Annotated in this window: 11 protein-coding genes; 6 read left to right on the plus strand and 5 right to left on the minus strand. The window is 67.6% G+C overall.

Going from position 1 to position 10,871, the window contains the following annotated elements:
• Positions 1 to 43 precede the first annotated feature (43 nt).
• The 3 genes from PMI02_RS24000 (at position 44) to PMI02_RS24010 (ending at position 4,127) form a co-directional block, all read left to right on the plus strand.
• The gene (locus PMI02_RS24000; RefSeq protein WP_007687910.1) at positions 44 to 3,352 is read left to right on the plus strand and encodes a CHAT domain-containing protein; all 3,309 of its coding nucleotides are present in this window, start codon (positions 44 to 46) and stop codon (positions 3,350 to 3,352) included.
• A 5-nt stretch (positions 3,353 to 3,357) separates the two neighbouring features.
• On the plus strand, positions 3,358 to 3,687 hold the full coding sequence (locus PMI02_RS24005) for a hypothetical protein (RefSeq protein WP_007687912.1): 330 nt from the start codon (positions 3,358 to 3,360) through the stop codon (positions 3,685 to 3,687).
• Positions 3,688 to 3,752: 65 nt separating this feature from the next.
• Entirely contained in the window at positions 3,753 to 4,127 is a 375-nt protein-coding gene (locus tag PMI02_RS24010) for a hypothetical protein (protein WP_007687914.1), read from the plus strand.
• Positions 4,128 to 4,131: 4 nt separating this feature from the next.
• Here the strand turns inward: PMI02_RS24010 and PMI02_RS24015 are convergent, their stop codons facing one another.
• From PMI02_RS24015 to PMI02_RS26115, 5 genes are all read right to left on the minus strand, one after another.
• A complete protein-coding gene (locus PMI02_RS24015) occupies positions 4,132 to 4,410 on the minus strand; it encodes a DUF1294 domain-containing protein (protein ID WP_007687916.1) in 279 nt (92 codons plus the stop codon).
• A complete protein-coding gene (locus tag PMI02_RS24020; protein ID WP_007687919.1) occupies positions 4,407 to 4,835 on the minus strand; it encodes an MAPEG family protein in 429 nt (142 codons plus the stop codon). The genes PMI02_RS24015 and PMI02_RS24020 overlap by 4 nt, the downstream gene beginning before the upstream one ends.
• Positions 4,836 to 4,919: 84 nt before the next feature.
• A complete protein-coding gene (locus tag PMI02_RS24025) occupies positions 4,920 to 5,321 on the minus strand; it encodes a hypothetical protein (RefSeq protein ID WP_007687921.1) in 402 nt (133 codons plus the stop codon).
• 170 nt (positions 5,322 to 5,491) lie between these two features.
• A complete protein-coding gene (locus PMI02_RS24030) occupies positions 5,492 to 6,547 on the minus strand; it encodes a ribonucleotide-diphosphate reductase subunit beta (protein WP_007687923.1) in 1,056 nt (351 codons plus the stop codon).
• Between the two features lie 265 nt (positions 6,548 to 6,812).
• On the minus strand, positions 6,813 to 7,286 hold the full coding sequence (locus PMI02_RS26115; RefSeq protein WP_007687924.1) for a cupin domain-containing protein: 474 nt from the start codon (positions 7,284 to 7,286) through the stop codon (positions 6,813 to 6,815).
• Between the two features lie 113 nt (positions 7,287 to 7,399).
• Here PMI02_RS26115 and PMI02_RS24040 point away from each other — a divergent pair, with 113 nt between their 5' ends.
• The 3 genes from PMI02_RS24040 (at position 7,400) to PMI02_RS24050 (ending at position 10,652) form a co-directional block, all read left to right on the plus strand.
• Positions 7,400 to 7,672 (plus strand): DUF2171 domain-containing protein, encoded by a 273-nt coding sequence (locus tag PMI02_RS24040; RefSeq protein ID WP_007687926.1) that lies wholly within the window; start codon positions 7,400 to 7,402, stop codon positions 7,670 to 7,672.
• 108 nt (positions 7,673 to 7,780) lie between these two features.
• The gene (locus PMI02_RS24045) at positions 7,781 to 8,008 is read left to right on the plus strand and encodes a DUF2171 domain-containing protein (protein ID WP_007687928.1); all 228 of its coding nucleotides are present in this window, start codon (positions 7,781 to 7,783) and stop codon (positions 8,006 to 8,008) included.
• A 211-nt stretch (positions 8,009 to 8,219) separates the two neighbouring features.
• Complete coding sequence (locus PMI02_RS24050; RefSeq protein WP_007687931.1) at positions 8,220 to 10,652, plus strand: PQQ-dependent dehydrogenase, methanol/ethanol family; 2,433 nt, start codon at positions 8,220 to 8,222, stop codon at positions 10,650 to 10,652.
• The last annotated feature ends 219 nt before the right edge of the window (positions 10,653 to 10,871 follow it).

A 10,871-nucleotide genomic window follows, 5' to 3' on the forward strand; every position in this document is an offset into this window, starting at 1 on the left:
CGACCGGCCTTTACGTGCCCGGCCGCGTGAGGGGGATATCACGATGCCCGTTCAGACGCCCGCCGCGGGAGTGCGGCTCGTCGGAGTTGCCGGAGTGGACGCCCCTCCGGCCGAACTGCGCCGTTCGCGCGGCGGCGGCACGGACGATGCCACCGATGCAGTCCTCGCCTCGGCGCTGGACGGTGCAGGACTGAACGTCGTCGCCGATGTCGTGGTCGCGGCGCCACCTGCCGATGGGCGGCGTGGCCGCGCCGGTCCGGTCGAAACGCCCCGCGTCGAAGTGGACGTTGCCCCGGACGAATCCGCAGTCGTCCTGCTCGAAAGCGCGGGCAGCGTGTTCAACTGGGTCTTCCCGGACGAGGCTGGCGGCGGCCGCCGCGCCGGTGCGGCGACCGCCCCGCAGACGCTCGCCTTCACGCTCGCGCCAGAAGGCCGGTCCAGCGACCGCCGGGGTCTGGCCAGCGCCATCGTCGACCGGCTGATCGAGCCGGTGCGCGTACGCATCGCCCGCTTCGCCGCCGGGCAGGCGATCGACCTCCTGGTGGACAGGATCGAGGGCGACATCGTCGAGGGTCCGATCGACATGGACGGCCCGGCACTTGGCTGGCTCGCCACGGGGCCGAAGCTGACCGCTCCGCCCTCGCTGGCGCTGCTGGGCCGCAACCCGCGCGTGCTGCTGTTCGTCCACGGCACCTTCTCCAGCGTGCGCGGCAGCTTCGGCGCCCTCGAGCAGACGGTCGAGGGCCGGCACTTCCTCGAACGGGCGCGCCAGAACTACGACCTCGTGCTGGGCGTCGACCACCGCACCCTCGCGGCCACCCCCGACGCCAATGCCGCACTGTTCGAGGACGCGCTCGCCTTCCTGCCGGATGGCGCCGAGGTCGATGCGATCGGCTTCAGCCGCGGCGGGCTCGTCCTGCGCGCCGTCGTCGCCCGGCTGAAGGACCGTCTGAGGTTCGGCAGGCTGGTCTTCGTAGGCTGCACCAATGCCGGCACGCACCTGGCCGAGCCCGCCAACTGGCGCACGCTGGTCGATCTCTACACCAGCATCCTCGTCGCAGGCAGCAAGCTGCTCGGCGCGGCCACCGTGCCGCTAGTCGGTGTGGTGACCGAACAGGCGATCAAGCTGGTCGCCGCCTTCGTGAAGGCCATGCCGCAGATCGGCGTCGAGGAAGGCAAGGTCCCCGGCCTCGCCGCGATGCGCCCGGGAAGCGATGTCGTCCGGCGCCTCGCCGCCGCCGATGCGTTGGGCGGGGCAGGCCCGGTCCACGTCGTCGCCTCCGAGTTCGAGCCGCGCTTCGAGCCCGACAAGGGCATCACCCGCGAACTGGCCGCATTCCTCGGCGACCGCGTGGCCGACCGCCTGTTCGGCGCGGCGAACGACCTTGTCGTCGATACCGCCTCGATGACCGATTTCGGCGCTGCCGCGCCCACTCCCGTCCATTCCGAACTGCGCCGGCTGCCGGCGGCGGATTCGGTGTACCATGTGATCTACTTCGCCACGCCGGCAGTGGCGGAGGCGCTGTTGGGCTGGCTGATCGGCGACGCGTTGCCGTTCGCGGCCCCATCGGACGAGCCGGAAGCGGCGCCCCTGCCGCTGCCCGCTCCTGCCGGCTTCGCCCCTGCCGAGCCCCGCCGCACGCATTCCGCATCGCCCGAGCCATTCCCCGACGTGCCCTCGGATGACGCGGCGGCCGCGTCGATCGATTCCTTCGGCGGCATGTCCGACATGGCGTCCGACGACCTGGAGGCCGCCGCCGCGTCCTCGCCCGGCGCCGCGCCCATCCTCGAAGCCGCGCCGCCGCCCGCTCCGACGCAGGCCGCCTGCTTCTTCGCGGCGGAGATAGATTCCGCACCGGTCGTCGCGATGCCGGTGCCGCTGTTCGTCACGGTCTCGCGCGAGAAAATCACGGTTTCCGGACCTTATGCCGCCGCCACGTCAGACCCGGTCGCCGTCTCCACCTCACAGCCGATCACGGTGACCGTCACCGGGCTCGCCAATTGCGCCGTCGTCGGCGCGGCGACGAAACAGGTCGCGGTGCCGGCCGATTCCGCTGCCCTCCGCTTCGAAGTGCAGGGCTTCGCGCCCGGCCTCGCCAAAGTGCAGGTGGAAATCCAGCAGGACGGCATGCCGCTCGCCTCGCTGCTGCTCGAACCGGTGTTCCTGGCCGGGACGGGGGACAAGGTCCGCGCCGAAGTTGCCGCCGTGCCCAATCGGACCGCCGCAGGCAACGCCGCGATCCTGCGCATCTACGAACTGCGCCAGCAGGACGGGACCCTGCTCATCCGCTACGATCTGTCGGGCAAGGGGCTGGCCGAGGCATGGGACATGGTCCTGCCCGAAAGCTTCAGCATGGAGACCTTCGTCGGCCAGTTCCTCGCCAAGCTCGACGCCGCGTACCGGCAGAGCAAGACCGAGTACAAGCTGTTCCTCTCGCGCATCACCGACTTCGCCATCGACGCCACCAACCAGCTGGTGCCCGAGGACGTGCGCGGCGCCTTGTGGGAACACCGCGACAGGATCGACGCGATCCAGGTCGTTGCCGACAGCCCCTACATGCCGTGGGAACTGCTCTATATCGACGATCCGGCGGGTGGCGGCGCGGAGAACCGCGGGTTCCTCGCCGAGTGGGGGCTGGTGCGCTGGATGTACAACGCGGTCTGGCCGTCCGACACGCTGGCCTTGCGCGCCGACCGCGTGCGCTACGTCATCCCCGATTACCTGAACGTCAAGGACCAGCTCCCGCAGGCGACGCAGGAGCGCGACATGCTCGGAGCCCTGTTCGGCGGCAAGGCCGCGCCGGTCGAGCGTTTCGACGGCGAGACGCAGAGCGAAAGCGTCAACCGCTTCCTGTCGAAGAACGCGGCGGAGTGCGACCTGCTGCATTTCGCCTGCCATGGCCAGGCGCAGCAGATGGCGGTGCTCAATTCCGACATCGTGCTCTCGGGCGAAGTCACCGAGAACGGCACGATCGCCAACGATCTGCTACCCAGCAGCGCGGTCAAGCGCCGGGCGCTGTTCCATGCGAAGGGCACCGATCCGTCGGGGGTGGTCTTCGTCAACGCCTGCCAGACCGGCCGCGCGGGCGAGGGCATCTCTGGCGTGTCGGGCTTCGCCGACGCCTTCCTGCGCCCGGCCACCGAGGGCGGAGCGGCGGTCTTCGTCGGCGCTCTATGGTCGGTGGGCGACACGCTGGCGCGCACGTTCGCCGATACTTTCTACTCGCAGCTCCTCGCCGGCGAGCGGCTGGTGGACGCGGTGAAGGCGGCGCGCAAAGCCTGCCAGGACGAGAGCGATTTCACCTGGCTCGCCTACACCGTCTACGGAAACCCCTTCGCCCGAACAGGATGACGATCATGGCCGACATGTCCCTCCAGCCCTTCCAGTTCAGCCTCGCGCCCGACAAGCTGTGGCAGGCGATCAACCCGTGGACCTGGAACGTCGAGGGCAGCCAGCTGGGCTTCATCAACGTCAACATCGGCGAGACAAAACACCCCGAGACCGAGCGCGCGATCCTCGACGAGGTCGGCAGTTACGGGCGCCAGATCGGCCGCATCGGCGATGCGCTCGAAGTGCTCATGGCGCATTTCGACACCGCCGCCCTGACGCAGAAGGAGCGCGATGCCTTCAAGGTGCTCGAAGGCGACCTCGCGCAGATCCGGGGGATCAAGGCGAGGAAGCAATAGGCGGGCACGCTTGCCTAGGCGAGGCAAAGCGCGCAGCATTCGTCTCAGGCAAAGTGGAGGCAGCGATGAATGACTTCGATCCCAAGCCCACCGACACCGCCCCGACCTCGGGGTTCGAGTTCAACCACCCGACGATCGTCAACCTGCTCTACCTCGCCTCGTACATCACCGGGGTGACGGGCATCGTCGGCGTCGTGCTCGCCTACGTCTGGCGCGGCGAGCCCAAGGCGGCGTGGGAGGTCTCGCACTACGAATATGCGATCAAGACCTTCTGGATCTTCCTGATCGGGACGATCGTGGGCTGCCTGCTTATCGTCGCGGTGATCGGGCTGGTGATCCTGCCGGCGGTCGCGGTGCTGGTGATCGTGCGCTGCGTCATGAGCCTGCTCAACGCGCAGAAGCATGCGCCCATGCCCAACCCCGGCAGCTGGCTGGTCTGAGCCGCTAGCGCAGCAGGTAGGCGGCGGTCCCGATGCCCGCCACCTGCAGCGCCGCAATGGCGTGGAGGCGGCCGACGAAGGGCTGCTTGCGCGTCTTGTGGCGAAAGGCGCGGCGTCCCGCGTAGGCGCCCGGACTTCCGCCCACCAGCGCCAGCATCAGCAGCGTCCTTTCCGCGATCCTGCGTCCGTGCCGCCTGGCCCTGGCCTTGTCGATCGCGAAAGCCAGAAAGGTCGCGGCATTGAGCGCCGCCAGCCCAGCGATGCCGTAATCCAGCGGGGTCATACGCGCGCGAGAATGGCCAGCCCGATATTGACCCACAGGGCCAGCATGAACGCGATCCCGACCATGAAGGCGCCGCCACGGTGCGCGGGGTTGTTGTAGGTGATGTGGACGATGCTCTGCACCACCCGTGCTGCGACGAAGCCCCAGGCGAAGATCAGCGTCAGCTTGCTTACGGTCCCGATCACGAAGGCGGTGAGACAGGCGGCGTAGAACAGCGTCGGCAGTTCGAACAGGTTGTCGTAGTGGCGCACGGCGGCGCGCGTCGCCTCGGGCTCGGGATCGCCGAGGTGGGCGCGGTAATACGCCGGGTCGTGCCCGCCCTTGACGGCTGCGCCGCGGGCCATGCCCATCTTGAGGAAAGCGACGAAAGTGAGCCCGACGATGACGAGCATCGGCAGGAAAATGAGCGTCGGGTTGGTGGTCATCGTTGGTCTCCCCCTTTTGGTCCACGCACGATGCCCGGCCCTTCGCCCGGCCGCAAGCCGCGACAATCCACGAGAGCGTCAGACCTAGCGGTTGCCGTTCACCGCGACCGCTGCGCTGCCTTCGGCCTTCAGCGCGGACCTGGGAGTGCGGCTGGCGAAGCGATCGACGCCGTCCTGGGTATAGGCGAAGAGCTGCGTTATCGGCAGGCGGTATTCCGCTGCGCGCTTGCCCTCGCCCGAAACTAGGATCACGTCGTTGCCGGCCAGCCGCGCCACGGTGCCGATGGTCGCGCCGCCGTCTTCGAGGATCGGCAGGCCGGGCACCAGCTCCGTGCGGGTGACGTTGCGCACGGTGATCACGTCGGGATCGGCCATGGCCTTGGCGGCGGCGGGGGTTCCCGCAGTGACCTGCGCGTCCTGCGCCAGGCCCGTCTGGGCGGCGCCGAACGCGGCCAAGGCAGACAGTAACAGGATCGTCCGGTTCATTGCCCGCTCTCCTGGGGAATTCGATTTCCCTAGGAGAATGCGTGGCGGCGGTGTCCGGTTGCTGAACGCTTGCAACGCGGCCCAACGAGTCGACCAACGGCCCGTCAGCGGCGATGAAAGCCGACCCCTCCGCCGTTCCCGCCCAGGCAGGAACGGCAGTCGAGCGAATCTTACTCGGCGGCCACGCCTTCACCGAACAGGCCCGGTTCCGAGCCGTCGTCGATGAGGCCGAGGTCATTGGCCTTGACCACCTTGCGGCGCGAATCGAAGTTCGTCCACACGGTGTTCCAGTCGCCGCGGGTGGCGCCCTTCGAGTATTCCGTCGCGCGGGTCTCGAAGAAGTTGGCGTGCTCGACGCCGTTGAGCAGCGGCTGGAGCCAGGGCAGCGGGTGGTCCTCGATCAGGTAGATCGGTTTCAGGCCCAGCTGGCCCATGCGCCAGTCGGCGATGTAGCGGATGTAGCGCTTGATGTCCTTGGGCGTCATGCCCGGGACCGGGCCGAGCTCGAAGGCGAGGTCGATGAAGTTGTCTTCCAGGCGGATCGTGGTCTGGCACTGGTCGGCGATGTCGTCCTTGACCGCCTTGGTCAGGCAGTCACGCTCGCGCACGAAAGTGTGGAACAGCTGGATGATGCCTTCGCAGTGCAGCGATTCGTCGCGCACCGACCACGAGACGATCTGGCCCATGCCCTTCATCTTGTTGAAGCGCGGGAAGTTCATCAGCATCGCGAAGCTGGCGAAGAGCTGCACGCCCTCGGTGAAGCCGCCGAACATCGCCAGGGTGCGGGCGATGTCCTCGTCGTTGTCGACGCCGAACTTCTGCAGATAGTCGTGCTTGTCCTTCAGTTCGGAGTATTCGAGGAAGGCGCCGTAAGTGCTCTCGGGCATGCCGATCGTGTCGAGCAGGTGCGAGTAGGCGGCGATGTGCACCGTCTCCATGTTGGAGAAGGCAGCCAGCATCATCTTGATCTCGGTAGGCTTGAACACCCGCGAGTATTTCTCGTGGTAGCAGTCCTGCACCTCGACGTCGGCCTGGGTGAAGAAGCGGAAGATCTGCGTGAGCAGGTTGCGCTCGTGCTCCGAGATGTTCTGCGCCCAGTCGCGGCAGTCCTCGCCCAGCGGCACTTCCTCGGGCAGCCAGTGCACCTGCTGCTGGATCTTCCAGAAGTCGTAGGCCCAGGGATATTCGAAGGGCTTGTAGGTCTTGCGGGCTTCGAGAAGAGGCATGAGACGCTTGGCTCCGTGATTCGATCTACGACGCTGCCGGCGACTCGTCCCGGCCCATGGGACCAACGCGAGTTTCGGCGGAAATCTGCTGTCGTCCAAGCGGCCCCATGCTCTGGTGCGCGCTCAGGCGGAGATTCCAGAGATAGTGAAGATTTGGCCGAATGGGAGGGGGCGAATCAATGTTTACACAGATTGTGTAACCGCTTTGCCGCGAGATGTGGTGGCAAGAAAAATCATCCAACCCCAACCCCTTGTGCCGGTCCTGCTATGTTCCTGCTTGGCCTGCTCGGGTGGACGGAAGCACGAAAGTCACAACCTTCGCCGCCACCGCCCCGTCGTTGCGCCAGCCGTGGACGACGCCGCGGCAGACCCCGGAATCGCCCGCCCGGAGGACTACCTCCTCCGCTTCCAGCACCAGCACCACCTCGCCCGACACGACATGGAAATGGTCGGCGGTATCGGTGAAATGCATCCCCGGATCGTCGCGGCCTAGCCCCGGTCCGTATTCGGCGACCATGAAGGCGTAGGCCGGCTCGGCGAGCTGCTCGAAACGAAACGGGCCAGTCGAGGCTTCGATCGAGGCGGCGCTGTCCGCCCTGGCGTCGAGCCGTCCGGTCCACATCTGCGCGATCGTCATGCTGCCGAGGCCGAGCGCCTGGGCCCCCGTGTCCGAGACGACGCAGCTGCGCCCGTCCGCGCCGATGCCCGCCACCACGCGGCGATAGTCCGTTGAAGCCATGGCCTGCTCTCCCCTTGAAGCCCCGTCCTCGGCAGGAACCGCCCGGCCCGGCGGGGCATTCTTGCATGCGAAGGGCCGCAAGGCTGCGCACCCATCGAGACCGGAGTATTCCCGTGACCAGCCCATCCACGCAACCGACAGATTCCGAAACCGCCTGGACGACGCAGGTCGGCACGATCCGCAGGGGCATGAAGGTGCTCGACGCCGACGGCACCGTGCTCGGCACGGTGGCGGGCATCGAGGGCGAGGAAGTGCTGCTGGCCGAGCACGCGGAGGGCGAACGCGATTCGTTCATCCTGATCACCCAGATCGACGGCGTCAGTGAGGACGCGGTGCTGCTTCAGGGCCGCGGCGACGCCACCTTCGGACTCGGCGCGGAGCCCTGAGCGGACCGAGGCCACGAGCCGGTGCGGAAGCGGGACGAATGCGGGAACGAAGTAGCCTCGGCCGCTGTTCTACCATCATATCCCCCCGAAATTGATTTGGAGAACATCATGTTCGAGAAACTGCGCATCCGCGAGCACATGGAAGTCGCCACCAGCACCGGCCAGCACGTCGGCACGGTCGACGACGTCAAGGACGACCAGATCAAGCTGACCCGCACCGACAGCGCCGACGGCGCCCACCACTACATCGCCTTCGAGAACGTCGACAAGATCGAGGACAACCGCGTGTACCTCAAGGAAGGCACGCCGATCCCGATGGGCGTAGGCGCCAACTGACCCGATCAGGAGCAGTCCGCTCAGGCGGATAGCATCCCGAGACCCCGGCCACCTTTGCGGGAGGCCGGGGTTTTTCGTGTCCGGTAGCCGCGGCGGCCATCCCCGGCGCGATGCCTAGGTCTCTATGATACACGGTGGACAGCATCTCTTCCCAAGGCGGGACCCGGATGTTACGCCAGCCTCGAAAAGAAGCTGAGCGAGGGGAAGATACGTGGTCGCACATTACCGAAAGGCTGCGCTGCGCCTGGCGCTGGCTGCGCTGGTGCCGCTGTCCCTTGGCCTTGCCGCCTGCAACCGCCCTGCCCAGCCGATCGAGGAAGCGATGGTCGCCGACCCGGACGAGTGGCCCAGCTGGGGCCGCACCGGCAGCGAGGCGCATTATTCGCCCCTCGACGAGATCGACACCGGCAACGTCGCCAATCTCAAGCTTGCCTGGCACTTCGACCTCGAGCCCGGTTACTCTGCCTCCACCCCGCTCATGGCCGAGGGCAAGGTCTTCCTCACCAGCGGCCACTCGCACATCCGCGCGCTCGACGCGGTGACCGGCGAGCAGCTCTGGGAATATGACGGCGGAACCCGCGAGCGCGCGAAGTCCGCGCTGCAGATGTCGTGGGGCAACAAGGGCATCGCCTACGATGCAGGCCACGTCTTCCTCGTGACCACCGACGGCTACGTGATCTCGCTCGACGCCAAGACCGGCAAGGAAGCCTGGAAGACCTACGACTATCCCGACCAGTCGCCCCGCAACTCCAACGGCGCCCCGCGCGTGTTCGGCGGCAAGGTCATCGTTGGCTTCGGCGGCGCCGACATCAGCCCGGCGCGCGGTTTCGTCACTGCTTACGACGCCAAGACCGGCAAGCTCGCCTGGCGCTTCTACACCACCCCGGGCGACCCGGTGACCAAGGCCAACGAAAAGGCCGAGGCGGTCATGCGCAAGACCTGGCCGAGCGGATGGATGAACCCGGACGGCAGTCGGCGCGGCGGCGGCGCGACCGCGTGGAATGCCTTCAGCTACGACCCTGAACTGCGCCTCGTCTACCTCGGCCTCGGCAACGGCTTCCCCTACAACCAGCAGAAGCGCAGCCCGGGCGGCGGCGACAACCTGTTCATCGCCTCGATCGTCGCGGTCAACGTCGATACCGGCGAGTACAAGTGGCACTATCAGGTCTGCCCCGGCGAGCAGTGGAACTGCACCGCCACCACCGACATGACGCTCGCCACGCTCGAGATCGGCGGCAAGGAGCGCAAGGTGCTGATGCAGGCACCCAAGAACGGCTTCTTCTACGTGCTCGACCGCGCGACCGGCGAGTTCATCTCGGCGGAGAAGATCGCCAAAGTCACCTGGGCCGACCACATCGACAAGAAGACCGGCCGCCCGGTCGAGAACCCCGGCATCCGCTACAACGGCAAGCCCGGCCTGTTCGAAATGTGGCCCGGGCCGACCGGCGCGCATTCGTGGATGCCGCAGGCCTACAGCCCGCTCACGGGGCTGGTCTACATCCCCGTGCTCGACAACGGCGCCCTCATCGGCGACGGCCAGAAGGGCGGCGGCGAGATCACCGCCGGCATGGGCGTGACGCTGCTGCCCGAAGTGGAACTGCCCGGCAGCCACAAGAGCTACCTCAAGGCCTGGAATCCCGTCACCCAGACCGAGGCCTGGCGCGTCGACCTGCCCGGCAACTGGCCCGGCGGCGTCATGGCCAGCGCGGGAGGCCTCGTGTTCCAGGGACAGGTCGACGGCAAGTTCGTCGCCCGCGACGCGAAGACCGGCAAGGAACTCTGGTCGTTCAAGACCGAGAGCCCGATCGTCGGCGCCCCGATCACCTACCGCGTGAACGGCAGGCAGTACGTGACCGTCATCACCGGCAACGGCGGCAACGGCGCGGGCATCAACTCTCCCGGACTCGCCGCCTTCCGCACCGACTACCGCCTGCCGCGCCGGGTGCTGACGTTCGCGCTGGATGGCAAGGACACCATTCCGCCGTTCGAGATGCCCGCCCTCACGCCGCCGGCCGACCCGGACTTCAAGCCCGACCTCGCCCGTGCCCAGGCCGGCGCCATGCTGTTCGGCACCCGCGCCTGCCTCGTCTGCCATGGCTGGAACGCTGTGGGCGGGGGCGCTGCGCCGGACCTGCGCTACTCGCCTACGATCACCGACGCCGCGACGTTCAAGGCTATCGTCAAGGACGGCGGGCTCAAGATGAACGGCATGCCGCCCTTCCCGGCCTTCACCGACGAAGAGCTTGAAACCATGCGGTTCTACCTGCGCGCCCGCGCCCAGGCAGCCCCTGCCGAGGCGCAGGCGCTGCTCGACAAGGCCAAGGCCGCCAAGGCCAGCAACGCCAGGCCGCAGGACTTCGCCGGCAGGTGGAACATCACCATCCAGTCGCCGGTCGGCGCGCAGAAGGCGGTGATGGACCTGAAGGTCGTGGGCAACGTGGTGACCGGCAAGGTCGTCGCCGAACAGGGCAGCGTGGACGTCGCCGGCGCCGTCAAGGACGGCCGCGCGAAGTTCCAGGGCAAGGCCTCGATGCCCATGCCGATCACCATCAGCTACGACCTGACCGTGCGCGACGGTGAGCTGGTGGGAGACAACGCCAACGGCCCCTTCGGCACGTTCCCGGTGACGGGAGTGCGGCCCTGACTCCTGCGCAGAATAGGGATGGTAGGGAGGCACGGGCGGCATGTCCCGCCCCCCTCGTAAACCGAGGGCGCCCCTACCACCTGCGGTGACCCTCCTCCCCGCGGCGGGGAGGATCGCAGACACGCGAAAACGCCCGCTGGCGAGCGCGGGCCTTACGCCGGGAAACTTGCGCGAAGAAACGTCGGGTCGGCGTCACGGGCGCCCATGCTTGAGGGCGCG

This window comes from Novosphingobium sp. AP12 (assembly GCF_000281975.1).
In the GTDB taxonomy this organism is placed as follows: domain Bacteria; phylum Pseudomonadota; class Alphaproteobacteria; order Sphingomonadales; family Sphingomonadaceae; genus Novosphingobium.

What these genes read in the sequence shown, in the direction of transcription:
- PMI02_RS24010 (WP_007687914.1), top strand. Translation starts at nt 3,753, where the DNA reads ATGAATGACTTCGATCCCAAGCCCACCGACACCGCCCCGACCTCGGGG.
- PMI02_RS24030 (WP_007687923.1), bottom strand. Translation starts at nt 6,547, where the DNA reads ATGCCTCTTCTCGAAGCCCGCAAGACCTACAAGCCCTTCGAATATCCC.
- PMI02_RS24005 (WP_007687912.1), top strand. Translation starts at nt 3,358, where the DNA reads ATGGCCGACATGTCCCTCCAGCCCTTCCAGTTCAGCCTCGCGCCCGAC.
- PMI02_RS24045 (WP_007687928.1), top strand. Translation starts at nt 7,781, where the DNA reads ATGTTCGAGAAACTGCGCATCCGCGAGCACATGGAAGTCGCCACCAGC.
- PMI02_RS26115 (WP_007687924.1), bottom strand. Translation starts at nt 7,286, where the DNA reads ATGGCTTCAACGGACTATCGCCGCGTGGTGGCGGGCATCGGCGCGGAC.
- PMI02_RS24025 (WP_007687921.1), bottom strand. Translation starts at nt 5,321, where the DNA reads ATGAACCGGACGATCCTGTTACTGTCTGCCTTGGCCGCGTTCGGCGCC.
- PMI02_RS24000 (WP_007687910.1), top strand. Translation starts at nt 44, where the DNA reads ATGCCCGTTCAGACGCCCGCCGCGGGAGTGCGGCTCGTCGGAGTTGCC.
- PMI02_RS24020 (WP_007687919.1), bottom strand. Translation starts at nt 4,835, where the DNA reads ATGACCACCAACCCGACGCTCATTTTCCTGCCGATGCTCGTCATCGTC.
- PMI02_RS24015 (WP_007687916.1), bottom strand. Translation starts at nt 4,410, where the DNA reads ATGACCCCGCTGGATTACGGCATCGCTGGGCTGGCGGCGCTCAATGCC.